The organism is Exiguobacterium sp. s124 (assembly GCF_018617485.1).
In the GTDB taxonomy this organism is placed as follows: Bacteria; Bacillota; Bacilli; order Exiguobacteriales; family Exiguobacteriaceae; genus Exiguobacterium; species Exiguobacterium aestuarii.
Genome location: NZ_JACSKH010000001.1, coordinates 990,860 through 1,014,291, shown reverse-complemented (window position 1 = coordinate 1,014,291; position 23,432 = coordinate 990,860). Strand labels below are relative to the sequence as shown.

Genomic DNA, 23,432 nt, shown 5'->3' with positions numbered 1-23,432 from the left:
TCCCTCACACATTCTGTCGATTTGTCTCCATGACGAACCGTTCAATCGATTCTGCCATTTGGTTTGGTCGGAGACCAATCTCTTCTAAGAGTTGATTGACACCACCGTGCTCGATATACCGGTCCGGAATCCCGAGACGTTGAATCCGCGGGAACGCTCCTGCTTCATTCGCATGTTCGAGCACACTGCTCCCAAAACCACCTGCGAGCGCCGCTTCCTCAAGCGTCACGAGCGGAATACCTTCTGCATATAAAGAGGCGAGCATTGCATCATCGAGCGGCTTAATCGTGCGACAATTGATGACGCGTACACTGAGCTTGCCTTCTAACAATGAACGTACTTCCAAAGCGTCTTGAACTTGTGGTCCGAACGTCAGGATCGCGACATCTGTCCCTTCTGCCTCGACTTCCCAATCATCAAGAGAGATTTCTTGGAGCGTATCACTCATTGGTACGCCAATCCCTTCCCCACGCGGGAAACGGATTGCAATCGGTCCACCATCATAGCGAAGCGCTGAATAAACGAGTTGTTGCAACTCTTCTTCATCTTTCGCCATCAAGATTCGAATGTTCGGTACGTGACGCATGAAAGCGATATCGAATACACCTTGGTGTGTCTCTCCGTCTGCTCCAACAAGTCCTGAACGGTCGATTGTGAACACGACGTTTAGATTTTGACGACAAATGTCATGGACGAGTTGGTCATACGCGCGTTGGAAGAACGTCGAATAGATCGAGACGACCGGTTTTAGTCCTTGTGTCGCCTGACCACCTGCAAGTGTTACCGCATGTTGTTCGGCAATCCCGACGTCAAACATGCGTTCCGGGAATTTTTTCGTGAAGCAGTCGAGTTTTGACCCGACACTCATTGCCGGCGTGATCAATGTGACGCGCTCATCCGTTTCTGCCACTTTCGTGATTGTCTCTGCAACGACTTTCGAGTAGCTCGGGCCTTTCGGTTTCCCTTTAATCACTTCACCTGACTCGATTTTATAAGGTCCTAATCCGTGCCATGTTCCGACACCGTCTAACTCAGCGGGACGATAACCCTTCCCTTTTTTCGTGATGACGTGAACGAGAACAGGTCCATCGATTTTTTTCGCATACTCAAGTGTTTCAAGTAAGTCTTTCAAATCGTGGCCGTCAGTCGGTCCGAAATAAGTGAAGCCGAGTTCTTCAAAGAACGTGCCCGGAATGAGTGCGGATTTTAATAAATCTTTCACTCGCTCCCCACTCCGTTCGAGTGAGTTGCCGACGAGTGGAATGTGTTTAATAATGGATTCCATCTCTTCACGCGCGTGTTTCAATTTACGCGAAGCACGGATTCGGCCGAGCATATTATGCATCGCCCCGACATTCGGTGCAATCGACATCTCATTATCGTTCAAGATGACAATGACATTTTGCTTCTCGGCACCGATATGGTTCAATGCCTCGAGCGCCATTCCTCCAGTCAATGCCCCATCGCCAATGATTGCGATGGCACGGTCGTTCGCACGGCCTTTTAATTCATTCGCGATCGCAATCCCCATAGCTGCTGAAAGCGAAGTCGAACTATGCCCGGTTTCCCACACATCATGTTCACTCTCACAACGTTTTGGGAAGCCACATAACCCATTGTATTGTCGAAGGGTATCAAACTGGCTCGTACGTCCTGTCAAAATTTTATGAACATACGCCTGATGACCGACGTCCCATACAAGTTGGTCTTTCGGACTGTCAAATACACGGTGCAAGGCTAGCGTCAACTCCACAACTCCTAAGTTTGGCGCCAAATGCCCTCCCGTCACTGCCAATTTTTCAATCAAGAATCGTCTAATGTCTGAGCCGAGTGATTCGAGTTCGGTTACAGACATCCTTTTCAGGAATGACGGGTCTTGAATGGATGTCAAGTCCATAATGACCATCCTTTCTCCTCACATTTTACTGATTCGTACCTTACATTTTACAAGAATGTGACGGTAGATGCCACACATTCCCCAAAACAAAGGTGACACGATGTGCTCATCGTGTCACCAGAGGTCAATGATTTCGTTTCACTACAAACGCCAACAAGTCCAATAACAGGGGAGCTGGAGTTGAGAGCGACTCGATTGCAAAGGTCGCCGCCTCAACTTCTGCATCGAGCGCACGCTTCGCTCCGTCCAATCCGAGTAATTTCGGATATGTCGTTTTTTCATTCTCTTCATCCGAACCGACACGTTTCCCGATTGTCTGTTCATCTCCGACGACATCCAAAATATCGTCTTGAATCTGAAACGCAATGCCGAGGTGACGACCGAACTGTTTTAATTGGGACCGATCTTCTTCCGATACGCCGGCAAGGATCCCACCCGCTTCAAGTGCATAGACAAGAAGGGCTCCGGTCTTCCGCTCATGAATGGATTGAAGTTCCTGTAACGTGACGTCATTCCGCTTTTCAGCGAGCATATCGTCCAGCTGACCGCCGACCATACCTGAGCTACCGGCTGCTAGACCGAAAGCCTCGATGATTTTAACTTTTTCTACGGCAGGGAGCGACATGTGTGCGAGAATACGAAACGCATCTGTCAGAAGCGCGTCACCCGCTAAAATTGCAGTCGCCTCATCAAACTGTCGGTGATTCGTCGGACGACCTCGACGAAGGTCATCATCATCCATCGCCGGTAAATCGTCATGAATCAGCGAATATGTATGGACCATTTCGAGCGCCGCCGCAACCTCATTCCCTCGTTCGAGTGGTACACCGTATGTTTCAAGAACAGCATAGACGAGTGCAGGACGAATTCGTTTCCCGCCCGCTTCTAAGGAATATGACATCGCATCGCGAAGCCGCGTTGGCATATCACTCGCCTCAATGAGCAAACGCATCGATTCTTCGACAGTTCTCTTCCACTTGTTCAAGTCATCCGTTCGGTTCATGAGGACCCTCCTTTTTCACGCAGGGTGCCATCTAGCTCTAGAATTTCGTCCATCTTCTTTTCAGCGGCCGAGAGTTTTGTCTGGCACAAAGCAGATAACCGGACACCTTCTTCATATAAAGTCATCGCTTCTTCTAGCGGCACATCACCGGTTTCGAGTTGCGCGACAATCTGTTCAAGTCGTTCAAGCGCTGCTTCAAACGTCTGTTCTTGTTTCGTCACCAACAATCCTCTCCTTCACTTCAGCGACAGCATGACCGTCCCGAAAACGAATCGAGATGTTCCCATCGCGTAATTCTTTCACATTTTGCACGTATGCCCCGTCTTGTTCGATAAACGTATAACCTCGTGATAAGACGACGAGCGGGCTGACCGCATGCAATCTTCCAACCTGTTGTGCAAATTGTTGCTTTGACTGTTCTATCGGTTTTGTCCGACGGAGTCGATCGACCATTTGATTGACCTGCTCACCTTGCTTAGACAATTCTTTTGAGAACCGCTTCACATCAAGCTGTTGTGACAACTGACGGAGTTGATGCGTGGCTTCGGTGAGGTGTCGTTTCATTCCTTGCTCGAGCCGTATTTCTGACTGGGCAAACCGCTCTCGTTTCTGAGAAATCGTATATCGTGGTGATTTCAGCCCATAACTGTTAATCATACGTTCTACACGAGTCCGTGAATCATCGAGTTGAATTCTGACGGCTTTGTGCAGATGATTATCCAAACGTTCTACATCTTTCCGCTGTGCGTCGATCATCGCTGTAGCGAGTTCTGCCGCCGCTGTTGGGGTAGCAGCCCGAACATCTGCGACAAAATCAGAAAGTGTATAGTCTGTCTCGTGCCCGACAGCAGAAATGATTGGAATCGTCGATGTATAGATGGCATCTATCACGACATCTTCATTAAACGCCCACAATTCTTCAATCGAGCCACCACCGCGACCGACGATCAGCACATCACAGTCGGTCCGTTCATTCATCCAGCGAATGGCAGAAGCCACTTGCGGGGCAGCCATCTCACCTTGTACAGCTACAGGGGCAAATGTGATGGCAACATGGGGCGCCCGACGCCGAAGCGTGGTCGCGATATCATGTAGCGCTGCACCTTTTGGAGATGTGACAATTCCAATGCGCTCCGGAAACGTCGGAAGGGGTTGTTTCTGTTCTGCATCAAACCAACCTTTTTCCTCAAGTTCACGTTTTCTAGCTTCATACCGTTCATATAACAAGCCGATGCCATCTTGGCGCATCAGTTCAACGTACAGTTGTACATCCCCGGTCGCTTCATACATCGTCACTCTCGAGACAGCGATGACCTTCATCCCGTCTTTCGGTTCGAACTGAAGTTGTTTCGCATCTCGAGAAAACATCACGGCTTTCATCCGAGACACATCATCTTTCAAGGTGAAATAACAGTGTCCGGAGGAATAGCGTTTGAAATTTGAAATCTCACCGATGACCGCGACTTGTCGAAGCAATACATCATCATCGAGTTGCCGTTTCACATATCGGACAACTTCGGAGACCGGAAGTGGATTAGCCACGTGACGCTACCTCGACCGTGTTATGCATGAGCATCGTGATGGTCATCGGACCGACACCGCCAGGAACCGGCGTAATCGCACTCGCCTTTTCTTTTACAGCCTCATAATCGACGTCACCAACGAGACGCCCTTCGACACGATTGACGCCGACGTCGATGACGAGCGCTCCAGGTTTGACCATGTCCGCTGTTACAAGCCCTGCACGTCCAACCGCGACAATTAAAATGTCAGCTTGTCGAGTCATGGCTCCTAGGTCATCTGTTTTCGAGTGACAATACGTGACCGTAGCGGATTCATTCAAGAACAGCATGCCAACTGGTTTTCCTACGATTTGACTGCGCCCGACAACGACAACATGCTTCCCAGCGATCTCAGTTTGTGTCTTTGCGAGATGCAAGATGCCGTGAGGTGTACATGGCAGCAATGTGTCCAGACCGAGCATCATCTTCCCGACGTTCTCCGGGTGGAACCCGTCTACATCCTTTTCAGGAGAGATGCGCATGATGACTCGTGATTCGTCGATCTGTTTTGGTAGTGGGAGTTGCACGAGAATCCCGTGAACTTCCTCATCCTCATTCATCAAGTCAATCAAGTCGAGTAATTCTTTCTCGCTAATCGTTTCATCAAAACGGAGCACTTGTGAATCAATCCCGATTTCCTGTGCCGCCCGTTCTTTCCCGCGTACATAGCTATGACTTGCAGGGTCATCCCCAATCAATACTACTTTCAATTTCGGTACGATGCCGCGTGCGCGAAGTTCTGTCACACGCTCTTTTAACGTTTCTCGATATGATGCTGCCACTTGTTTCCCGTCGATCACTACTGCCATCTCTCTCATCCCCCGTTGTCTTTAGGTTTTTCTGTAGTTGGTCTGGTGTCTTATCTCTATTTTTTAGTCTTCTTTAATGATGTTGCCGAGTACGCCATTCACGAGCTTACCGGCTTCTTCGTCTCCGAACGCTTTCGCGAGTTCGACTGCCTCGTTGATGGTAACGTTCTCCGGAATCGTTTCGACATACAACAATTCGAACGTCGCCATTCGTAAAATCGTGCGTTCCACATTTCCTAGACGATCCAAGCGCCAGTTTTTCAAGTTCTCGACGAGTAAGGCGTCGATATCCTCTTGATGCTCTAGCGTTCCTGTGACGAGTTGTTCGTAAAACGGATCCGACTCTTCACCGTCCAACGCAAACTCGATTGCTTCGTCTACCTCTAATTTAGATACTTCGATTTGAAAAAGCGTTTGAATCGCTTTCTCTCGTGCTTCATGACGTTTCATTCAGTTACTCTCCTTTTACATGCTTTCATTGTGATAGTTTAGCATAAAGCAGTCATAAATTCAGTACAAAAAACCAGGAAGCCGAAATAATGTTCGGGCTTCCTGGTTGTTGTTATTTCGCCAATGACATTTCTTTTTCGACAAATTTCGTGTCGAATTTGCCGATTCGGAACTGCTCGTGTGCCATGACTTGCTGATGGAACGGAATCGTCGTTTTGATTCCTGAAACCGTAAACTCGTCCAAAGCGCGCAACATCTTCAAAATCGCCTCGTCACGCGTCGGTGCGTGCACAATCAACTTGGCGACCATCGAGTCATAAAACGGAGGAATCATCGCTCCTGCATAGAGACCGCTATCCACCCGAACACCCATACCGCCGGGAACGATATACTGATCGATTTTCCCCGCCATCGGACGGAAATCCATGAATGGATCTTCGGCGTTAATTCGGCATTCAATCGAATGCCCGGAGAAGGTGATGTCTTCTTGTGAGATGGCGAGCGGATGTCCGAGCGCCACCTCGAGTTGTGCTTGCACGAGATCAAAGCCGGTGATCATCTCCGTGACAGGGTGCTCGACTTGAATCCGCGTGTTCATTTCCATGAAATAAAATTCATTCGATTCCGGAACGTAGATGAACTCGATTGTCCCTGCTCCAGAATATTGAATCGCTTTCGCTGCCTTGACGGCCGCATCTCCCATCAATCGACGAGTAGTTTCGTCAATTGCAGGTGACGGCGCCTCTTCAACGAGTTTTTGCATACGTCGTTGAATTGTGCAGTCACGTTCCCCTAGATGAATCACGTTCCCGAATTGGTCAGCGAGGACCTGTACTTCAACGTGACGGAACGACTCGATAAATTTCTCAAGATAGACATCTCCGTTACCGAACGCCTGCTTCGCCTCTTTGCGCGTCGCAATCAAACCTTGAATAAGTTCATCTTCGTCGCGGGCGACACGAATACCACGTCCACCGCCACCTGCCGTCGCCTTAATGATGACCGGATAGCCCATCTCGCGTGCGAGTTCGACTGCCTCTTCATCTGTGACGACACCGCTAGAACCTGGGACGACCGGGACACCTGACTCAATCATCGTTCGTTTCGCCTCGTCTTTGATTCCCATTTTACGAATGGCATAGCTACTTGGACCGACGAATTGGATGCCACACGCCTCACACATCTCGGCAAATTCTGCGTTTTCAGCTAAAAAGCCATATCCCGGATGCACCATCGTCGCGTCTACGGCGCAGGCGACCGATAAGATGTTTGGAATATTCAAATACGAGTCTTTTGATGGGTTTGGTCCGATACAGTACGCCTCATCAGCCAAATGGACATGTAACGCTTCACGATCTGCTTCCGAAAAGACGGCGACCGTCGGAATATTCAATTCTTTTGCTGCACGTATGATTCGAACCGCGATTTCTCCGCGGTTAGCGATTAATAATTTCATAACGACCTCACTTCACGCTGAAGAGCGGTTGACCGAATTCGACGAGATCGCCATCGGCGACGAGCACTTCGACGATTTCGCCACTGATTTCCGCTTCCACATCGTTAAACAGTTTCATCGCCTCTAAAATACAGACGATTTGCCCCGACTCCACTCGATCACCTACGTTGACGAAGGCTTCCTTATCCGGAGCTGGACGTGAGTAAAATGTTCCGACCATCGGAGACGTGATTGTACGATAAGACGCTTTTTCTGGCGCCGATTGTTCTGTGTTTTCTTCTACTTGAGGAGCAGGCGCAGGTGGTGCGATTGCTTGTGTCTGCATCACTGGCGCGCTCATGACCGCTTGCGCTTCTTTCTTTAATGACAGTTTGAAATCAGATGTTTCAAGCTCCATTTCATGGACCGAAGACTGGTCCAACAGTTGAATGAGCTCTTTAATTTGATCGATTTGCATCTTTCTTACCCCCTGTTTATACCTGGTACTAATCTCCTCTTCACTATAACTGGTCAGACCAATGAATGCAACGAGAAAAAAAGAGCGCTCATTCATTCGAATGAACACTCTGCCTGATTAACCGTTGTAACGACCCATGAATTCTCCAGTACGTGTATCGACTGTCACTTTTTCACCTGGCTCGATGAAAAGTGGTACTTGAATGACATGTCCTGTTTCGACTGTCGCGTTTTTCTTCACGTTCGATGCTGTGTCCCCTTTGACGCCCGGGTCTGCTTCGATAATTGTTAACACGACGCTTGTCGGAAGCTCGATTCCAAGAATCTCGCCATTGTAGTCTGCGATGCTAACTTCCATGTTTTCGAGCAAGTAAGGAAGCGCTGCTTTCACTTGTTCGCTCGTCAACTCAAGTTGCTCGTACGATTCATTATCCATGAAGACATATGTGTCACCCATTGGATAGAGGTATTGCATACGCTTACGTTCGATATGCGCACGTTCGATTTTCTCTCCACCACGGAACGTCGTCTCTTGAATCGCTCCGTTGCGCAAGTTACGCATTTTCGTACGTACGAATGCCGCACCTTTACCTGGTTTTACGTGTTGGAACTCGATGACTTGCCAAATCGAACCGTCAGACGTTTTGACTGTCAATCCTGTTTTTAAATCGTTAACTGATACCATGTTGATTTCCTCCTAAATTCAGACGAGACTCAAGCCTCGATCGTAATTAATTCTTTTGGCGACTGCGTCAGACGGTAGCATCCGTCTTCCGTAATGACGACATCGTCCTCAATTCGGCAACCGCCGACACCGTTGATGTAAATACCCGGCTCAATCGTGACGACCATTCCAGGTTCGAGTACCGTTTCCGAGCGGAAAGATAAACCTGGCGCCTCATGCACTTCCATACCGAGACCATGACCCGTCGAGTGACCGAAGTATTCGCCATATCCCGCTTCTTTGATGATGTCTCGCGTCAATGCATCAGCTTCAATCCCTGTAATGCCAGCGCGTGTCCCTTCGACACCAGCAAGTTGGGCACGAAGGACTGTATCATAAATTTGACGCAACTCGTCCGAAATCGGACCGACTGCGAGAGTACGCGTAATATCTGAGCAGTACCCTTTGTAGTATGCACCAAAATCGAGTGTGACAAGTTCACCTGATTCGATGACTTTATCACTCGCAACTCCGTGCGGAAGTGCCGAGCGAAGACCAGAGGCGACAATCATATCGAACGATGATGAATCAGCACCTTTAGAGCGCATGAACATTTCAAGTTCGTTCGCGACTTCTCTTTCAGTGCGACCAGGACGGATGAACGTCTGGATATGTGCGTATGCCGCATCAGCGATTGCCGCAGCTTCCTTCATAATCTTAATCTCTGATTCATCCTTAATCAAGCGCAGTTTTTCCACGATTCCAGATGTCTCGACAAGATTTGCATCCACTTCTTTTTCATACGTGCGATATTGACCGACAGTCATCGCGTCCTGTTCGATCCCAAGTCGTGTGATTGACTCACGCGTCACGACATCTGCCACCGATTTAATGAGTGATGTATCGAGTTCGATGATGTCGAATCCGTTTACTTGATCGTTCGCTTGTTCCGTGTAACGGAAATCTGTGATGAAGCTTGCCGATTTCGCCGTGATGACGATGACACCGCTTGATCCGGTGAAACCAGATAAATAACGAATATTCTCACGTTTTGTAACGAGCAATGCGTCAATCTCGTTTGCCTCTAACTGTGCTTGCAGTTTGTTTACGCGTTCAATCATGTCGATTCCTCCAATGTTCGATTAGTGCATGCAGTGCCAACGTGTAGCTGGTGAGCCCAAACCCAGTAATGACACCTAAACATACGCCTGCGAGTTTCGACTCGTGGCGAAACGTCTCTCGGGCATGCACGTTCGAGATATGTACTTCAACGACCGGGGCAGCGATGGCGGATATGGCATCTCGAATCGCGATCGATGTGTGCGTATAAGCACCCGCATTTAAAATGACACCTTCATACTCATAGGCATCATGTAACGCGTCAATCAATTCTCCCTCGTGATTCGATTGTTTGAACGTAAGTTCGACTTCTTCCGGTGCAGCGAGCATCAATTCGGCAGCTAAGCCTTTTAACGACACGTCCCCATACACGTCCGGCTCACGGCGACCGAGTAAATTTAAATTCGGTCCATTCAATACTAAAATCCGCAATCTTCTTCCCCCTCGTTCGTCAAGTCTTATCTATTGTAACAAATTTCTCGAAAGAACGTGAATCGAGCCTTCCGCACTTTCGTTTTTTTGATAAAACACGGTATAATTCAAGTACAACTCTGTAAGAATCGAGGAAAGTGAATGAATTCTAAACCAACCATTCCTGTCGGAGGACAGGCACTCGTGGAAGGCGTCATGTTCCAAGGCCGCTCCGAGAGCGCATCCGCCATTCGGCGAAAAGACGGTTCCATCGAAACGTTCGAACAAGCGCGAATCCTCGTCCCATGGGTCCAATCATTAAAAAAAGTACCGTTTCTCAGAGGGATTGTCGCGCTTTATGAATCACTGAAGAACGGATCGGCGCATATGAACTTTGCAAGCGACCGATATGATGTCGACCCGAGTGAAGATGTCAGCACAAACGAGGAACAGAAGCAGAGCATCTGGATGATCGCCTTCATTGCAATCATCGGTGTGATCTCTTACGTCTTCGGCAAGTTGATTTTCAACGTGACTCCAGCACTTCTTGCCGCAATGTTTCAAGATGTGCCGTTATTTTCTGGACACGTGGTTCAAAACCTCCTTGAAGGGGGAATAAAATTAGTATTGTTGCTCAGTTACCTCTATTTGATTTCGTTGACGCCACTCATCAAGCGCGTCTTCCAATATCACGGAGCTGAACACAAGGTCATCAACTGTTATGAGTCCGGACGTCCGATCACGGTCGAACAAGTTCGTCAAAGCTCACGTCTTCATTACCGTTGCGGGTCGAGCTTTATTTTGTTCACCGTCTTTGTCGGGATTGGCGTGTATATGATCGTCCCAATCGATCCACTTTGGCTACGACTCGTCAGCCGAATCGCGCTCTTACCTGTCGTCATCGGAATCTCATTTGAAGTCCTTCAATTCACCAATCGTTTCCGTGAACATCGCTTTCTGTCTTTCCTAGGCAAGCCAGGTCTGTCTCTCCAGTTATTGACAACTCGGGAACCAAGCGATGAACAGATCCAAGTCGCAATCGAAGCATTTGAGACATGGGAACGTAAAGAGTTAGGAGAATCGGTCATTCATAGAGAGGGATAAGAGGAGGAAGCACCATGATCAGACAAAGAGTAGGTTCGATCGCTGCAACAATCGTGTTTATCCTAGGCTTCATCGGGGTCGGGCATATGCTTGCCACCGATCCTGGTCGCTTATTTAGACAATTATTGTTCATCGGGATATTCGGGTTAGTCTTTTATGTGATCTATCGCGTTTTCATCGGGCGTCGTATGTCCCCAGAGGACATGCGCTATCGTAAAACCGCACAAGCCTCTAAAAAACGGATGCAAGGGAACCGTGGTCCTCAAGTTAAACCATCCGCGGCCACAAAGAATAAGAAGAGTAGAAAACCGGGTTCGAACGTCACGAAGTTGTCGAAACGCTCGAACGTACATCGGAGCAATCCCCCACACCTTACGGTAATCGAGGGGAAAAAAGGGAAGAAGAAAAAGAAAGCAAACATGTAAAAGGAGCGCCGCGGCGCTCCTTTTATGTTGTCTCCACATACCCGATGTATGGTAAGTTACGATACTGTTCCGCATAGTCGATCCCATACCCGATAACAAACTCATCAGGGATTTCAAAGCCGACATAATCTGCGTCCAATTGTACGAGACGGCGTGCCGGTTTATCGAGGAGTGTACAGATTTTTAGTTGTTTCGGTTGATGAAGCTCCATATGCTTGCATAAAAACTTCAACGTCTGCCCTGTATCGATGATGTCTTCGATGATGACAACATATTTCCCTTCCACATCCAAGTCAAGGTCTTTGCGAAGTTGTACACTGCCACTCGAAACAGTCTTTTTCCCATATGAAGACGTCGCGACCGTGTCGAGCTGCACACTTCCTTTCATATAACGCATTAAATCAGCAGCAAACACCATTGACCCTTTTAAAACTGCAACGATGACAATAGGAGTCCCATTTGCATCTTTCTCAATTTCTTCTGCTAATTCTTGTACCCGATCTCGAATTTGCTGTTCATCAAACAGCTTACCTTTAATTTGAATATCCATCAGTTCGGCGAATGTTCGCCGTCACCCCCTATTTCCTGAATCCACGATTTATCTTATCATATTTTCTTTAAAAAGTTATACATTAGACAATAAAATGTTATTTTCGTTCGTATTTAAGGTGGATATACCCTGTAAAAAAACGTCAATCGTTTACATTGACGTTTTTTTAGTATGTTATTCTTCCGCAGCTCGCTCTTGTTCACGAAATTCTCTGAATTGATCCATCAGTTCTGGCTTGTCTTCAAAAAATTCCACAAACTGCGTCATACAATCGAGCGTGTTTGAACTGAGATGATGCTCGATCCCTTCGACATCTTCGTATACATCTGCTTCGTCGACTCCAATCAGACGTAAAAAAGACTCGAGCATCGCATGGCGCTCGACTAATCGTTTTCCTACTTTTTGACCTTTTTTCGTAAGCATGAGACCTCGATATTTTTCATACACGAGATATTCTTCACGGTCCAATTTTTGAACCATTTTGGTGACTGAGGAGGGATGAACCCCTAAATGTTCAGCGATGTCAGAAACACGTGCGTATCCTTTTTCTGACATGAGTAAATAAATGCGTTCTAAATAATCTTCCATACTCGGTGTCGGCATGGGCACGACCTCCCCTAATGTTCCGGTTTCCACTTTATATTTTATCCTAACTAACCTGAAATCGAAAGAGATAGCTCCGATTCAGTCAGTCAATCATTGTCTCGTGACCTTAAATTCATTATAATGAGATATGGTAACTTTGAAAGAGAAGGGAAGAACATCTATGGGAATTGAAACAATCCTCGTCATCCTCCTATGGGTTGCCTTGATCGCCTACATCGTATGGCGCTTCATGCCAGCTCGCGGGTTGAAAAAAATGAAACAAGAAGAATTCCGCGCTTCACTCCGCAAAGGACAATTGATTGACGTACGTGAACCGAATGAATATAAGGGTGGTCACATCGTCGGTGCACGAAACATCCCGGTCGGTCAATTGAAGATGCGCATGAAAGAATTACGTAAAGACCAACCAATCTTGATCTACTGCCAAGGAAGTTCACGCTCTAACCAGGCTGCAAAACTTCTCATGAAGAACGGATACAATAATATCTATATGCTTGATGGCGGATTCAAGAACTGGAAAGGCAAGATTAAAAAAGCATAAAAAATGGCGGGTCGATTCAAATCGACCCGCTCTTTTTATTTCACTGATGACGCCTCACGACGTTCATATTTTAAGACTGGTTTACGAGCAGCAAGCGTCTCATCCATGCGTTTAACGACCGTCGTATGTGGAGCCGTCTGTACGATTTCTGGATTTTCTTCCGCTTCTTTCGCAATCTGAAGCATCGCATCACAGAACGCATCAAGCGTTTCTTTCGATTCGGTTTCAGTCGGTTCAACCATGATACATTCTTCCACATTCAACGGGAAGTAAATTGTTGGTGGGTGGTAACCAAAGTCGAGCAAGCGCTTCGCGATATCAAGCGTACGAACACCAAGTGCCTTTTGTCGTTTGCCGGACAAGACAAATTCATGTTTGCAATACGTATCGTATGGCACATCGAAAGCATCTTTCAATCGGGCAAACATATAGTTCGCATTAAGCACGGCTTCACGAGATACGCGTGTCAAACCTTCTGCGCCCATCGTCTTAATGTAGCTGTATGCTCGAACATTGATCCCAAAGTTTCCATAGAACGGCTTAATTCGACCAATCGAGAGTGGTCGATCGTAGTCCAAGCCAAATCCTTCATCAGTCTTCGTGACGATTGGTGTCGGCAAGAACGGAATCAAATCACGTTTCACCCCTACCGGACCTGAACCCGGACCACCGCCACCGTGAGGACCCGTGAACGTCTTATGCAGGTTCAAGTGAACGACGTCAAAGCCCATGTCTCCAGGACGTGCAATACCAAGAATCGCGTTTGAGTTCGCGCCGTCATAATAGAGCTTTCCGCCAGCTTCGTGAACCACTTTAGAAATCTCAAGGATATCCGCCTCGAACAAACCGAGTGTGTTCGGGTTCGTCAGCATGAGGGCAGCCGTATCCGCGCCAACTTTCGTTTTCAAATCATCCAAGTCAACAAGACCACGCTCATCTGACTTGACTGTTACCGTCTCAAATCCAGCGACAACGGCAGAAGCCGGATTCGTTCCGTGTGCCGAGTCTGGAACGAGTACTTTCGTACGAGCCGTATCGCCATTCCGTTCGTGGAATGCTTTGATCAACATGAGGCCCGTCCATTCCCCATGTGCTCCTGCCGCAGGTTGCAATGTCACTTCGTCCATGCCCGTGATTTCGGCAAGTTGTTCTTGTAAGTCGACCATCAATTCAAGTGCACCTTGAATCGTCTCGACCGGTTGCAGTGGATGAATATGCGCAAATCCCGGAAGACGCGCCATATCCTCGTTCACTTTCGGGTTATATTTCATCGTACAAGAACCGAGTGGATAAAACCCTGAATCTACCCCATGGTTTCGAGTAGAGAGCGCCGTGTAATGGCGAACGACATCGAGCTCAGACACTTCAGGAAGTTCAGCCACTTCTTTCCGAATCATCGTCGCTGGTAGTAATGACTCGAGGTCTACTTCCGGAACGGTTGGCGTCGGTAAGTTATATCCTGTTCGTCCTTCACGTGATACTTCAAAAATAAGTGTTTGTTCGTGTTGCATCATTTCATCCCCCCGACCACTTCAACAAACTGATCAATCTCTTCTTTTGTACGCAACTCCGTCGCACATACTAGCATCTGTGACTGACGCTCCGCTTCATATGCCCCAAGCGGAAGGCCACCAATCATTCCATGTTCAAGCAAGTGACGTGATACTTCTTCTGCATCGCGAGCAAAATCGACAACGAATTCATTAAACATCGGACCTTCATCAACGATTTTGAATCCTGCCGTCTTTAAGGCCTCTTTCATATAATGGGCAGTTTGAATATTTCGAACGGCCATATCACGAATTCCATATTTCCCTAAAGCAGACATCGTGATGGAAGCCGCCAGCGCGTTAAGTGCTTGGTTCGAACAGATGTTTGATGTCGCTTTATCACGACGGATATGTTGTTCACGTGCTTGAAGCGTTAAAACGAACCCACGTTTCCCATCCTCATCGACTGTCTGTCCAACAAGTCGACCAGGTAGTTTACGCATCAACGACTTTTTCACTGCGAAATATCCACAAGACGGTCCACCAAAACTTTGTGGAATCCCGAACGGTTGAGCATCTCCAACCGTAATGTCCGCTCCAAGGGCACCCGGCGATTCCAAAATGCCTAGCGCAAGCGGGTTACTTGAGACAACGAAGAGCGCACCTGCATCATGTGCTTGCTTCGCCAATTGCTCCAAGTCTTCAATGCGACCATAAAAGTTCGGATATTGTACGACGAGACACGATGCATCTGTCAAATCGAGGTCCGACACATCCGTTACCCCGTCTGTTACATTTGTATACTCGACATAAAGTCCAGGTCCATCCGCATACGTGCGAATGACATCTTTCGCTTCAGGATGCACCGCCCCGGAAACGACAACACGTTTTTTCTTCGTCTGTGCACTCGCTAAATAAGTTGCTTCAGCAAGAGCCGTGATTCCGTCATACATCGACGAGTTTGCGACGTCCATTCCAGTCAACTCACAAATCATCGTTTGGAACTCGAACATCGCCTGAAGCTCACCTTGTGAGATTTCAGGTTGATATGGCGTATAAGCCGTATAGAATTCAGAACGTAAAAGCATATGGTTCATCACGGTCGGTGAGAGATGATCATACATCCCTGCTCCAAGGAAACTTGGGTAAGATTTCGTGTGCTTGTTTTTGTCCGCTAATTTCGTCATATGACGAACGAGATCGACTTCCGGAAGTGGCGAGCCGATTGCTGCAAGTGACGCTTTTTCACGAAGCGACTCTGGGATATCCGCAAGCAAACCTTCGATAGAATCGACCCCAATCGTTTGTAGCATGTCTCGCTCATCTTGTTCGGTCATCGGTAAATAACGAAATTCCATTCTGTTCATTCTGAATCCCCCTGTTTCATTTCGATCGTTTATAGAAAGGTGTCGGTACGCGCTCGGCTTCAATCTTTTTGCCCCGGATGTCGATGACAAATTGCTCTTCATCTTTGTAGCGTCCATCAACACGCGCCCATGCAATCGACTCGTTCACCGTCGGAGGCATCGTACCAGTAGTAACGACACCAACTACATTCCCATCAATTTCAACTTGTGCTCCTTGGCGTGCAATTCCACGACCAAGTAATTTCAAGCCCACCATCCGGTTCGGGATATTTTCTTTTTGTTGGGCGAGCGCTTCTTTTCCAATAAAGTCAGTGTCTAATTTAACCGCAAAATTAAGGTTCGCTTCGAATGGAGTGACTGTTTCATCTAGTTCATGTCCATAAAGCGGGAGGCAAGCTTCAAATCGAAGCGTATCTCGTGAACCTAATCCACAAGGTGTGACACCTTTTGCTTCAAGCGCTTCCCAGATTGCCGAGATGCCTTCTGCCCGCGCATAGATTTCAAATCCGTCTTCTCCTGTATAACCGCTACGCGAGATGATTGAAGCTACGCCCGCCACATCTCCGTTCATGAATTTAAAGAAGCCGATTTCGTCAAGCGCCACATTCGTAATGGATTGTAGAACAGTTTCCGCATTTGGACCTTGAATGGCAATTTGACCGTATTCGTCAGATTCATTCGTCACGGTGACGTCACCAGAGACAAATTTACGGATGTGCGCCTCATCTTTTTCGATATTCGAGGCATTGACGACGAGCCAATAAGCATCTTCATCTAACCGATAGACGAGTAGGTCATCCACTACGCCACCATTTTCAAGACAGAGAAGATTGTACTGAGCTTGACCAACTTTAATCTTTGATACGTCATTCGTCACAAGATTCTGCACTTGTTCTAAAGCATTCGGGCCTTCAATCCGAATTTCTCCCATGTGAGATACATCAAACATCCCCACGTTTTGACGTACAGCCTGATGTTCTTCTTTAATCGAAGAGAACATAATCGGCATTTCGAATCCCGCAAAATCAACCATCTTCGCCTTCGGTTCAATCAAATCGAACAAAGGCGTACGTTTCAAAGTAACCTTTTCCATAATATCCCCCAATCCCGAACATAAAATGCTTTTGTTTTTGAAATCTTTCGTTTTCCATTCCACTTTAACAAGTTTTATTCTTTCTGCATAGTGAAAAAAGCGAAAAAGAAAAAGGATGAAAAACGAAAACGTTTTCATCCTCATTATTTCATATTTTTGTCTCTGTGGAAACGTCAGAGCGTTCGATTCCCGCTGTCCGTTTAATTTCATGTGTCAGCCCAACTGCAGCCTGTTTCAACTCAATTGATTCATCTTTCGCCTTGATGCCGAAATCTTTGATTTGAGTGATTGATCGATTGACCGCATCCACATGCTCTTTGATTTCAGTGACTTGTCGGTTGATAACGTCGGCACGAATCTTGAATCGTTCCGTTAATCGATTCAATCTCCCAAACGTCGGCTTCAGCTGTTTTTTGAATAACAAATAGCCATATACGCCAAGTCCGATAATGGACAGTACAAGAATTGCAAGGTTGATCCAAATCATACTTTCCCCTCCTTCATCCGGATAATCTGTTCTGCAATACAACGAGGTGCTTGGGACGCATCAATCTTCTCATCCGCTTCTTGATAAAGCGTGACCCGTCGATTGTATAGCGCTCGAACTTCCGACTCCCCTTTTCTAACAAGCGGTCGATTAGAATCTTTAATCCGTGCCCAACATTCCTCAAATGGTAAATCTAAATGAATGATTTTGCCATGTTCGCGCATCCAACGTATGTTTTCAGAGCGCTCGACAATACCACCACCCGTAAGAACAAAGTCAACATCTATCCCCTGAAGCACTTTTGTTTCCGCATCACGGAACGCCGACTCCCCATATCGGTCAAAATATGTAGCGATATCGGTTCCAACTATGGTTTCGATTTCCCGATCAAGGTCCACGACTTCACCAAATTCTCTAATAAAAGTGAACAAGGTAGACTTACCTGTACCCATAAATCCCACGATATAAAACGGTTTCTTATTCATAAGCAATCACCTCTCTATGACGTTCACCAGATTTTAACACCATCTCCACTTCCGCTCGATTTGGTGCAATCGGACGACACGTCACAGTGCCCGTCGGTTTGTTAAGTGTTACTGGTTGATTGCCACAGCGTTCTTTCGCCAATAACAAATGGGATTCAAAACGTATGGCTAGAATTTCATCCGAGATTCGTCTCGTCGTTCGTTCTACATCAGTATACCAAAATAGTGCGGCACCAAGTAACCATACGACGATTGTCAAAGTGGTGATTAGAAAGAATCCTCGTTCATACACATGACGTACCGTTCCCTCTCGAAAGACGAATCGGTCCAAGAGATACGAAACCCTATACCGACCGTTTCGACGCGATACTGATTGATTCCTCTTAAAAATAACAAGTTCCCTCCTTCGTCTCCAACCATGACTAGGTTTCCATTCAATTGTTTAATCGTCCATGACCATATTTCTTCATCAGTTTTAAGAAAATCACCTCTCAATCGTCCTGCATCGACGCGACAATTTTTGCTGTTCTGCAAACGACGCACAATGAGTTGAGGGGTCGTATGGTGATCCCATTTCGGTTGTTCGTAAAGGTGTTGACCGAGCGCAAGCAGTTCGACTAACAATAATAAAAAAATGGGGAGAATCAATAACACTACAGTCATTTCTATCATAGTAAACCCCGAATCAAAGCGTCGGTAAGCAAAAACCCTTTTCACACACTTCTTCACGCCCAGTTGGTTCAGTGGCTTCAAGCAGCACCTCTCCTTGTAATCGTTCATAGATAAACAAGGTATCACGCAACCTTGCGACTTGATTATTCCCTTCTGTGACAAACGATGTCAGAATGAATACCCAGCCCATCACGACCGCTAGGCTCACACTCACCTCCCATAATGAAAATCCTGTCTCATCCACCTTCATGGATGATCACCTCCGGTTCATATGTTCCGAGCCGAAATTTTAAAAGTACGGATGTTTTTCCACTTACAAATTTCCACTGCCCTGCATAGGAAGCCGTGGCCTGAGAGAAGGTGATTGTATTATTAGTCGGAAGATATACATCGATTCCTTTCGGTACGTCCACCCTCCGCACTAAAGTCATTCCACACATGATCAAGTATCTTTGTTGTTTCGACACCCAAATTAATTTCGGCACACAACTTCCATTTTCCGATACATATGGATATTGCCCCGCTTCTTGAATATTTGTCACTAACGTATCCGTAAAATCATATAGTTCTAGTCGCTCAAAAGGCTTTACAACAGGACTACTGATCAGTAGTAAGAACGAGATGATCACAAGGACCCACGCCATCTCAACTAACGTATAACCTTTCATTGTTTTTTAAGTGAACCATCGAGTGGAGAATACAGGTAGGCTGACGATTGGCAACTATAAACGAGCGGATCTGATGAAGAGGCACGCTCAATCACTTCTAATGTGGCGGGATACGATTTATGTTCGGCATAGTGTAAATTGATTTCTGACTCCACGATGCGTACACTCCCCTCACAACTCACCTGGTCTGCACGTGACTTTCCTTCTGTCAGCGTTGGGACGAGCAATAATAGTAAAATCGAGATAATGAGTAAGACTGCAGCCATCTCAACGAGAGTGAATCCTTGTTCTTCCTTCATATAAATGTCCCCTTTCATAATTGAGCCATAATGAGTTTTACCGGTAAGTAGAGCGTATAGAATAAAGTGGCGACCATCACACTGAGCACCCCATATAGTGCCGGTTCTACCTTTTCAATCAATCGGCGACTATACTGCTCCATCTCTTCAAATACGAGCTCTCGATGGAGCGACATCAATTCACCAAGTTCCCCGCTCATCGATCCCACCCCTAACAAACTGACCACTTCATGGTCGATAAACCGTTCACTTTTGACCGCCATTTCAATCCCTTCCCCGTCAGATAAGCGATTGTGAATCCGATTTGCCATTTCAGCCATCTCCCCTCTCTCATTGGCGAGCCGACTGATGATTTGCCTAATGTTCGTCTCAGTTTGTTGGAGCAACGACAACTCACTGACAAATACATACGTTAAATAGAGTGTCTTACCACGGTTCCATATGTAAAACGGTAGCTCAACACCTTGTCGATATAACACGTAAACGATGATACCTAGGATCACGAAAATAGAGAATAGCGCTGGAAAGAACCACTTCGATAGTAAAAGCGAACCTGCTCCATCATACGTGGAAACATCGACCATACCCATCAGTTTCGGAAAAATATACAACGCATAAACCATTCCAAGACCGAGGAGGATAAAGAAAATGATCAAAGGATATCGAATGAGTCGCTTCAATTCCTCCTTCAATCGCATTCGCATTTCCAAAACTAAAACGACTTGAGATAACCCATCCATAAATCGGCCATTCCGTTCGGCTGTCATCAATATTTCTTGCATTTGTCGATTCGTGATGATTTGCGAGAATACGTCTGCTAAACTTGTGCCCGTTTCAAGACGTGCCCTCATCTGTTGCACATCGACTTTCCTACTTCCTTTTTCATGATATTCGAGCGTTTCCATAGTGGCTTTTAACGAAACACCTCGAGACTGGAGACGTAGAAAACGGTGAATCAATTGAATTGGTGGATTTACTGAAGCGTTGCCCATTCACAAGTCACCTCCTGATCACGCGTAAGTACACACCAATGCCTTTTCACAGATGTTTTCCCAAGCAATTGTTCGATCCGCTTCTCCCCATCTTGAATTGTCGCAGTGTGAAACGTAGTGATCGTCAAGTGCCCACTGAGAGCAGCATCATAGGCGACAATCAACTCTTCTTCCGTCCGCACTTCCCCGATTACAATGATGTCAGGGTCGGCACGTAACGTTTCTTTCAGCAACTGTCGATGGTTCAACCCTGCTTTTGCATTCACTTCAAGTTGGATCACTCCATCAATTTTTTGTTCTGGAGGATTTTCAATCGTGACGATCCGCTCCCGCTTTAAATAATTCAATAAGGCGTACAACATCGTCGTCTTGCCCGCCCCAGTAGCCCCGCCGATCAACAACAAGCCGGTGCGCGATGCAGTCATTTCTTGGAACCGCTCAACATCTCGAGGTCGTAATAACCGCTGAAGCTCAAACGCTTGATTCGGAATCCTCCAAGACATCAATGTCTGTTCGAATGAAGGGAGAAATGTAACTCGGATGACTTCCTGATCGAGTTCGTACACGCCTGACTGCGGCACACGTTGGTTCGTGTCCGGCAATGAACACCAATATCGCATGTGAAGCGTGAGACGATCGTATTGCTCTACATCCATCGACTGCAGTTCAAGCAGCTTCATATCTGACCGGATCTGGATCTTCACTCCATCGGCGCTCGGTATAAAATGGAGATCGCTCGCTCCTGCATCTCGAGCCACAATCATCAGTTGTTCAATGAGTTGTTTCATCTCGTTCACCTCGAGAAAAGCATAAAAAAAAAGCCCACCTTGTTTAAAGTGGACTTGTTTTATGAAACTTGTGTCGAAACGACATGATGACGACGGGCATATGTTTCAATTGAAACTTTGTCATATCCGACAATCACTTCTTTTCCATCCGTTAAGATCGGACGTTTTAACAACTTCGGATTTTCGCTCATTAGTTTGAGTAGCTCACTCAACTTCAAATCTTCCACATCAACGTCGAGTTGTTTGAAAGCTTGGCTTCTCGTAGCAAGTAAAGAATCTACACCTTCTTCACTAATCGCAAGGAGTTTTAATAATTCGTCAACAGTTGGTGCATCTCTGAAAATGTGACGTTCACTCACCTGAAGCTCTTGTTCCTGTAAAAACGCTTTCGTCTTCCGGCAAGAAGTACAGCTCGGGTACGTGTAAAACATTAATTCTGATGCCATTTTATGTTCCTCCTCATTTCAACTTTTCAAGTCGCTCATTTTGTATAAGTTGATTATACATCTCTTATACCCCGTTTGTACATATTTTGTACAACTTTTTTATAAATTTTGTACAACTTTATTTTCCATATTGATTTCACATATTTTTCACGATTATTTTGCTCAATTCTCACGTTTCCATAGCATTTTTTCGAATGTGTTGGTAAAATAGTGAATGAGAATGGAATAATGCACGTATGGGGGGATTAACATGGCAAGAATGTTTCGTGTCCTAGGCTTCTGGACTGGGCTAGTGGCGGCACTTGCTTTCGTAGGCGCACTAGGCGGCGACCAAAGTAGTAGTGAACATACTGGTGACTTTATCGTTATGGGACTTGTCTTCTTAGCACAAACGATTTTCTTCGTTGCACTTGGCTACTTAAAGCTTACTGAAAAAACATATGTATACGTCTTCGGCGCGTATTTGACAATTTTCTTCGTTGTCTTTACGTATTGGAGCAACTTCCAAATGTAAAAAAGATTGTCTCGTCGGAGACAATCTTTTTTATTGCTTGAAGAATGGATTTGTTTGCTTTTCTTCCTCAAGCGTCGTCTTTGGCCCGTGACCTGGGTAAAGGACCGTCGCACCCGGCATCACGTGCTTCATTCGTTCAATGGATCCCATTAACGTCGCCTGATCGCCTCCGAATAAATCGGTACGACCGACTGATTGTTTAAATATCAAGTCCCCACAAAACGCAATACCTTCATCCGCCAGATATAATACGACACTACCAGGAGAATGACCTGGAGTGTGATATAGATGGAATGTGAAATCGCCGATGACCAACAGATCACCTTCGTATACTTTCTCTGCCCGTTTCATCGCAGGTACAGCAAGATTGAAGGCTGTTGCACCGTTCTTTTCTCCATCAATCAACCAATCGCTTTCAAGACGATGCACGTACACAGGGATTTGATAGCGTTCACGGAGTGAATCAATCCCCCCGATGTGATCGAAATGCGCGTGGGTCAACAGAATCGCCGCAGGTGTTCCAAGGCGATCGATTGTCTCGAAAAATCTTGGGTCATCCGTCCCTGGATCGATGATGATGACAGTTCCTTCTTTTTCAAGAACATATCCGTTCTCTTGCGCTAAGCCAGACGTAATCTTCTTTACTTGCATGTGATGGTCCCCCTCTCTCATTCAAAACAATATTGTGGCAAAATTGTATCGATGTCAACCTTTGCTCGACAGCGCCTCAATAATCGGATAAAATAATAATGATATTTCAGTGAAATTTTTATGAATTTCATGACGTATAATTAAAGGGGGAACTCGTCATGCATTTGTATGAACCGTTCGGATGGATTTCTGTCATCGTCGCGATTGTGGCTGTATGGGGAATGATTCGTTCATTCAAAAAACGCCAATTCTTTCCGCTCGCAGTTGCAGGTTTAACTGTACTCGTATTCGGATTCTTTGGTGTTGCCACGTTGATCTACGGTGGTATTCCAGGTTAATGGATTCGCATCAAGCAATCATCAAGCGACTTCGGTCGCTTTTTTTGTGCTTAAAAACGAATCAACATTTATATGAAAATGTGCTAAAG

At 46.3% G+C, this 23,432-nt stretch carries 31 protein-coding genes; 5 read left to right on the top strand and 26 right to left on the bottom strand.

All coding sequences use genetic code 11. The annotated features are described in order from the left end of the window. Window positions 1–4: 4 nt before the first annotated feature. The 11 genes from dxs to aroQ all read right to left on the bottom strand — a co-directional run bounded on the left by dxs (window position 5) and on the right by aroQ (window position 9,848). Complete coding sequence (dxs, locus tag KNO85_RS05295) at window positions 5–1,897, bottom strand: 1-deoxy-D-xylulose-5-phosphate synthase (protein ID WP_214787526.1); 1,893 nt, start codon at window positions 1,895–1,897, stop codon at window positions 5–7. A 124-nt stretch (window positions 1,898–2,021) separates the two neighbouring features. Next, complete coding sequence (locus KNO85_RS05290) at window positions 2,022–2,900, bottom strand: polyprenyl synthetase family protein (protein WP_214787524.1); 879 nt, start codon at window positions 2,898–2,900, stop codon at window positions 2,022–2,024. Further along, window positions 2,897–3,121 carry an exodeoxyribonuclease VII small subunit gene (gene xseB / locus KNO85_RS05285; RefSeq protein ID WP_214787522.1) on the bottom strand — a complete coding sequence of 75 codons (225 nt, stop codon included), beginning with the start codon at window positions 3,119–3,121 and terminating at the stop codon, window positions 2,897–2,899. Before xseB ends, KNO85_RS05290 begins: the two co-directional genes overlap by 4 nt. Further along, window positions 3,096–4,442 (bottom strand): exodeoxyribonuclease VII large subunit, encoded by a 1,347-nt coding sequence (gene xseA / locus KNO85_RS05280; RefSeq protein WP_214787520.1) that lies wholly within the window; start codon window positions 4,440–4,442, stop codon window positions 3,096–3,098. The genes xseB and xseA overlap by 26 nt, the downstream gene beginning before the upstream one ends. Further along, window positions 4,435–5,271: a bifunctional methylenetetrahydrofolate dehydrogenase/methenyltetrahydrofolate cyclohydrolase FolD gene (folD, locus tag KNO85_RS05275; protein ID WP_214787518.1), complete on the bottom strand. Its 837-nt coding sequence runs from the start codon at window positions 5,269–5,271 to the stop codon at window positions 4,435–4,437. Before folD ends, xseA begins: the two co-directional genes overlap by 8 nt. A gap of 63 nt (window positions 5,272–5,334) precedes the next feature. Beyond that, on the bottom strand, window positions 5,335–5,721 hold the full coding sequence (gene nusB / locus KNO85_RS05270; RefSeq protein WP_214787516.1) for a transcription antitermination factor NusB: 387 nt from the start codon (window positions 5,719–5,721) through the stop codon (window positions 5,335–5,337). 112 nt (window positions 5,722–5,833) lie between these two features. Then, window positions 5,834–7,177 (bottom strand): acetyl-CoA carboxylase biotin carboxylase subunit, encoded by a 1,344-nt coding sequence (gene accC, locus KNO85_RS05265; RefSeq protein WP_214787514.1) that lies wholly within the window; start codon window positions 7,175–7,177, stop codon window positions 5,834–5,836. Window positions 7,178–7,184: 7 nt separating this feature from the next. Further along, on the bottom strand, window positions 7,185–7,634 hold the full coding sequence (gene accB / locus KNO85_RS05260) for an acetyl-CoA carboxylase biotin carboxyl carrier protein (RefSeq protein ID WP_214787512.1): 450 nt from the start codon (window positions 7,632–7,634) through the stop codon (window positions 7,185–7,187). Window positions 7,635–7,751: 117 nt separating this feature from the next. Next, window positions 7,752–8,318, bottom strand: a complete 567-nt coding sequence (gene efp, locus KNO85_RS05255; RefSeq protein WP_214692975.1) for an elongation factor P — start codon at window positions 8,316–8,318, stop codon at window positions 7,752–7,754. Window positions 8,319–8,347: 29 nt separating this feature from the next. Further along, complete coding sequence (locus KNO85_RS05250) at window positions 8,348–9,415, bottom strand: M24 family metallopeptidase (RefSeq protein WP_312846164.1); 1,068 nt, start codon at window positions 9,413–9,415, stop codon at window positions 8,348–8,350. Next, window positions 9,411–9,848 (bottom strand): type II 3-dehydroquinate dehydratase, encoded by a 438-nt coding sequence (gene aroQ, locus KNO85_RS05245; RefSeq protein ID WP_214787508.1) that lies wholly within the window; start codon window positions 9,846–9,848, stop codon window positions 9,411–9,413. Before aroQ ends, KNO85_RS05250 begins: the two co-directional genes overlap by 5 nt. Window positions 9,849–9,989: 141 nt before the next feature. On the opposite strand from aroQ, the gene KNO85_RS05240 reads away from it, so the two are divergent. Continuing rightward, entirely contained in the window at window positions 9,990–10,931 is a 942-nt protein-coding gene (locus tag KNO85_RS05240) for a DUF1385 domain-containing protein (RefSeq protein ID WP_214787506.1), read from the top strand. Window positions 10,932–10,945: 14 nt separating this feature from the next. Next, complete coding sequence (locus KNO85_RS05235; protein ID WP_214787504.1) at window positions 10,946–11,356, top strand: SA1362 family protein; 411 nt, start codon at window positions 10,946–10,948, stop codon at window positions 11,354–11,356. 22 nt (window positions 11,357–11,378) lie between these two features. Here the strand turns inward: KNO85_RS05235 and hpt are convergent, their stop codons facing one another. Continuing rightward, on the bottom strand, window positions 11,379–11,906 hold the full coding sequence (gene hpt, locus KNO85_RS05230; protein ID WP_214787502.1) for a hypoxanthine phosphoribosyltransferase: 528 nt from the start codon (window positions 11,904–11,906) through the stop codon (window positions 11,379–11,381). Between the two features lie 174 nt (window positions 11,907–12,080). Beyond that, window positions 12,081–12,509 (bottom strand): transcriptional regulator MntR, encoded by a 429-nt coding sequence (gene mntR, locus KNO85_RS05225; RefSeq protein WP_074033309.1) that lies wholly within the window; start codon window positions 12,507–12,509, stop codon window positions 12,081–12,083. A gap of 163 nt (window positions 12,510–12,672) precedes the next feature. On the opposite strand from mntR, the gene KNO85_RS05220 reads away from it, so the two are divergent. Beyond that, a complete protein-coding gene (locus KNO85_RS05220) occupies window positions 12,673–13,053 on the top strand; it encodes a rhodanese-like domain-containing protein (RefSeq protein ID WP_214787500.1) in 381 nt (126 codons plus the stop codon). Window positions 13,054–13,088: 35 nt separating this feature from the next. On the opposite strand, the gene gcvPB is transcribed toward KNO85_RS05220, so the two are convergent. From gcvPB to KNO85_RS05160, 12 genes are all read right to left on the bottom strand, one after another. Next, window positions 13,089–14,564, bottom strand: a complete 1,476-nt coding sequence (gene gcvPB / locus KNO85_RS05215) for an aminomethyl-transferring glycine dehydrogenase subunit GcvPB (RefSeq protein ID WP_376777995.1) — start codon at window positions 14,562–14,564, stop codon at window positions 13,089–13,091. Beyond that, on the bottom strand, window positions 14,564–15,901 hold the full coding sequence (gene gcvPA / locus KNO85_RS05210; protein WP_214789812.1) for an aminomethyl-transferring glycine dehydrogenase subunit GcvPA: 1,338 nt from the start codon (window positions 15,899–15,901) through the stop codon (window positions 14,564–14,566). The genes gcvPB and gcvPA overlap by 1 nt, the downstream gene beginning before the upstream one ends. Before the next feature lie 25 nt (window positions 15,902–15,926). Further along, a complete protein-coding gene (gcvT, locus tag KNO85_RS05205; protein ID WP_214787496.1) occupies window positions 15,927–17,003 on the bottom strand; it encodes a glycine cleavage system aminomethyltransferase GcvT in 1,077 nt (358 codons plus the stop codon). Window positions 17,004–17,151: 148 nt separating this feature from the next. Continuing rightward, complete coding sequence (locus KNO85_RS05200) at window positions 17,152–17,490, bottom strand: hypothetical protein (RefSeq protein WP_214787494.1); 339 nt, start codon at window positions 17,488–17,490, stop codon at window positions 17,152–17,154. Continuing rightward, window positions 17,487–17,975 (bottom strand): shikimate kinase, encoded by a 489-nt coding sequence (locus tag KNO85_RS05195; protein WP_214787492.1) that lies wholly within the window; start codon window positions 17,973–17,975, stop codon window positions 17,487–17,489. Before KNO85_RS05195 ends, KNO85_RS05200 begins: the two co-directional genes overlap by 4 nt. After that, entirely contained in the window at window positions 17,968–18,306 is a 339-nt protein-coding gene (locus KNO85_RS05190; RefSeq protein ID WP_214789896.1) for a hypothetical protein, read from the bottom strand. The genes KNO85_RS05195 and KNO85_RS05190 overlap by 8 nt, the downstream gene beginning before the upstream one ends. Further along, entirely contained in the window at window positions 18,243–18,755 is a 513-nt protein-coding gene (locus KNO85_RS14995; RefSeq protein WP_353047805.1) for a prepilin-type N-terminal cleavage/methylation domain-containing protein, read from the bottom strand. The genes KNO85_RS05190 and KNO85_RS14995 overlap by 64 nt, the downstream gene beginning before the upstream one ends. Continuing rightward, window positions 18,661–18,897 (bottom strand): hypothetical protein, encoded by a 237-nt coding sequence (locus KNO85_RS05180; protein ID WP_214787488.1) that lies wholly within the window; start codon window positions 18,895–18,897, stop codon window positions 18,661–18,663. Before KNO85_RS05180 ends, KNO85_RS14995 begins: the two co-directional genes overlap by 95 nt. 414 nt (window positions 18,898–19,311) lie before the next feature. Continuing rightward, window positions 19,312–19,614, bottom strand: coding sequence for a prepilin-type N-terminal cleavage/methylation domain-containing protein (locus KNO85_RS05175; protein ID WP_214787486.1), 303 nt, complete (start codon window positions 19,612–19,614; stop codon window positions 19,312–19,314). Window positions 19,615–19,628: 14 nt separating this feature from the next. After that, the gene (locus tag KNO85_RS05170) at window positions 19,629–20,606 is read right to left on the bottom strand and encodes a type II secretion system F family protein (protein WP_214787484.1); all 978 of its coding nucleotides are present in this window, start codon (window positions 20,604–20,606) and stop codon (window positions 19,629–19,631) included. Further along, window positions 20,588–21,394 (bottom strand): ATPase, T2SS/T4P/T4SS family, encoded by an 807-nt coding sequence (locus tag KNO85_RS05165; RefSeq protein WP_214787482.1) that lies wholly within the window; start codon window positions 21,392–21,394, stop codon window positions 20,588–20,590. Before KNO85_RS05165 ends, KNO85_RS05170 begins: the two co-directional genes overlap by 19 nt. A gap of 59 nt (window positions 21,395–21,453) precedes the next feature. Beyond that, the gene (locus tag KNO85_RS05160) at window positions 21,454–21,840 is read right to left on the bottom strand and encodes a Spx/MgsR family RNA polymerase-binding regulatory protein (RefSeq protein WP_214787480.1); all 387 of its coding nucleotides are present in this window, start codon (window positions 21,838–21,840) and stop codon (window positions 21,454–21,456) included. Between the two features lie 250 nt (window positions 21,841–22,090). Here KNO85_RS05160 and KNO85_RS05155 point away from each other — a divergent pair, with 250 nt between their 5' ends. Then, the gene (locus KNO85_RS05155) at window positions 22,091–22,354 is read left to right on the top strand and encodes a DUF2626 domain-containing protein (protein ID WP_012726597.1); all 264 of its coding nucleotides are present in this window, start codon (window positions 22,091–22,093) and stop codon (window positions 22,352–22,354) included. A 30-nt stretch (window positions 22,355–22,384) separates the two neighbouring features. Here the strand turns inward: KNO85_RS05155 and KNO85_RS05150 are convergent, their stop codons facing one another. Next, window positions 22,385–23,005, bottom strand: coding sequence for an MBL fold metallo-hydrolase (locus KNO85_RS05150; protein WP_214787478.1), 621 nt, complete (start codon window positions 23,003–23,005; stop codon window positions 22,385–22,387). A 158-nt stretch (window positions 23,006–23,163) separates the two neighbouring features. Here KNO85_RS05150 and KNO85_RS05145 point away from each other — a divergent pair, with 158 nt between their 5' ends. Further along, window positions 23,164–23,343, top strand: coding sequence for a DUF2759 domain-containing protein (locus KNO85_RS05145; RefSeq protein ID WP_074033323.1), 180 nt, complete (start codon window positions 23,164–23,166; stop codon window positions 23,341–23,343). The last annotated feature ends 89 nt before the right edge of the window (window positions 23,344–23,432 follow it).

Excerpts from the sequence above, each read along its gene's own strand:
- dxs (WP_214787526.1), bottom strand. The coding sequence starts at position 1,897 with ATGGACTTGACATCCATTCAAGACCCGTCATTCCTGAAAAGGATGTCT.
- KNO85_RS05290 (WP_214787524.1), bottom strand. The coding sequence starts at position 2,900 with ATGAACCGAACGGATGACTTGAACAAGTGGAAGAGAACTGTCGAAGAA.
- folD (WP_214787518.1), bottom strand. The coding sequence starts at position 5,271 with ATGGCAGTAGTGATCGACGGGAAACAAGTGGCAGCATCATATCGAGAA.
- nusB (WP_214787516.1), bottom strand. The coding sequence starts at position 5,721 with ATGAAACGTCATGAAGCACGAGAGAAAGCGATTCAAACGCTTTTTCAA.
- accC (WP_214787514.1), bottom strand. The coding sequence starts at position 7,177 with ATGAAATTATTAATCGCTAACCGCGGAGAAATCGCGGTTCGAATCATA.
- accB (WP_214787512.1), bottom strand. The coding sequence starts at position 7,634 with ATGCAAATCGATCAAATTAAAGAGCTCATTCAACTGTTGGACCAGTCT.
- efp (WP_214692975.1), bottom strand. The coding sequence starts at position 8,318 with ATGGTATCAGTTAACGATTTAAAAACAGGATTGACAGTCAAAACGTCT.
- KNO85_RS05240 (WP_214787506.1), top strand. The coding sequence starts at position 9,990 with ATGAATTCTAAACCAACCATTCCTGTCGGAGGACAGGCACTCGTGGAA.
- KNO85_RS05235 (WP_214787504.1), top strand. The coding sequence starts at position 10,946 with ATGATCAGACAAAGAGTAGGTTCGATCGCTGCAACAATCGTGTTTATC.
- hpt (WP_214787502.1), bottom strand. The coding sequence starts at position 11,906 with ATGGATATTCAAATTAAAGGTAAGCTGTTTGATGAACAGCAAATTCGA.
- mntR (WP_074033309.1), bottom strand. The coding sequence starts at position 12,509 with ATGCCGACACCGAGTATGGAAGATTATTTAGAACGCATTTATTTACTC.
- KNO85_RS05220 (WP_214787500.1), top strand. The coding sequence starts at position 12,673 with ATGGGAATTGAAACAATCCTCGTCATCCTCCTATGGGTTGCCTTGATC.
- gcvPB (WP_376777995.1), bottom strand. The coding sequence starts at position 14,564 with ATGCAACACGAACAAACACTTATTTTTGAAGTATCACGTGAAGGACGA.
- gcvPA (WP_214789812.1), bottom strand. The coding sequence starts at position 15,901 with ATGGAATTTCGTTATTTACCGATGACCGAACAAGATGAGCGAGACATG.
- gcvT (WP_214787496.1), bottom strand. The coding sequence starts at position 17,003 with ATGGAAAAGGTTACTTTGAAACGTACGCCTTTGTTCGATTTGATTGAA.
- KNO85_RS05200 (WP_214787494.1), bottom strand. The coding sequence starts at position 17,490 with ATGATTTGGATCAACCTTGCAATTCTTGTACTGTCCATTATCGGACTT.
- KNO85_RS05195 (WP_214787492.1), bottom strand. The coding sequence starts at position 17,975 with ATGAATAAGAAACCGTTTTATATCGTGGGATTTATGGGTACAGGTAAG.
- KNO85_RS14995 (WP_353047805.1), bottom strand. The coding sequence starts at position 18,755 with ATGAACGATTACAAGGAGAGGTGCTGCTTGAAGCCACTGAACCAACTG.
- KNO85_RS05180 (WP_214787488.1), bottom strand. The coding sequence starts at position 18,897 with ATGAAGGTGGATGAGACAGGATTTTCATTATGGGAGGTGAGTGTGAGC.
- KNO85_RS05175 (WP_214787486.1), bottom strand. The coding sequence starts at position 19,614 with ATGAAGGAAGAACAAGGATTCACTCTCGTTGAGATGGCTGCAGTCTTA.
- KNO85_RS05170 (WP_214787484.1), bottom strand. The coding sequence starts at position 20,606 with ATGGGCAACGCTTCAGTAAATCCACCAATTCAATTGATTCACCGTTTT.
- KNO85_RS05165 (WP_214787482.1), bottom strand. The coding sequence starts at position 21,394 with ATGAAACAACTCATTGAACAACTGATGATTGTGGCTCGAGATGCAGGA.
- KNO85_RS05160 (WP_214787480.1), bottom strand. The coding sequence starts at position 21,840 with ATGGCATCAGAATTAATGTTTTACACGTACCCGAGCTGTACTTCTTGC.
- KNO85_RS05155 (WP_012726597.1), top strand. The coding sequence starts at position 22,091 with ATGGCAAGAATGTTTCGTGTCCTAGGCTTCTGGACTGGGCTAGTGGCG.
- KNO85_RS05150 (WP_214787478.1), bottom strand. The coding sequence starts at position 23,005 with ATGCAAGTAAAGAAGATTACGTCTGGCTTAGCGCAAGAGAACGGATAT.
- KNO85_RS05145 (WP_074033323.1), top strand. The coding sequence starts at position 23,164 with ATGCATTTGTATGAACCGTTCGGATGGATTTCTGTCATCGTCGCGATT.